The organism is Levilactobacillus parabrevis ATCC 53295, assembly GCF_001434055.1.
GTDB lineage: Bacteria > Bacillota > Bacilli > Lactobacillales > Lactobacillaceae > Levilactobacillus > Levilactobacillus parabrevis.
Window position 1 is genome coordinate 1 of record NZ_AZCZ01000118.1, and the last position, 288, is coordinate 288.

General features: G+C 39.2%; 1 pseudogene. It reads right to left on the reverse strand.

The features are described from left to right. Positions 1-210 (reverse strand): annotated as a pseudogene (locus FD07_RS12700) (ISL3 family transposase); the annotation flags it as partial. Between the last annotated feature and the right edge of the window lie 78 nt (positions 211-288).

The following is a 288-nucleotide window of genomic DNA, read 5'->3' on the forward strand; positions in this document are numbered from 1 at the left end:
AGTTCGAGGCAATTTAACATTGGCCCAGCGCCAGCCATATTTGATAATACTTTTTTGGTTTAAGACACCACATTTGGGGCATGCTTTTGGACGATAGTCCAAAATTGCCTGCACTTTAAGTGGGCCCATCATTTCCAAGGGGTTCATCACTTTTAACTTTTTGATGTTGGGGTCTTTTATCCCCAGGATAATTTTAGTATCATTAGTCATAGGATATAGTCACTTTCTCTTTCTTGAAATGTGGTAGTGGATGGATATAGGTCTGCGACTATATCCCTTTTTTGTACA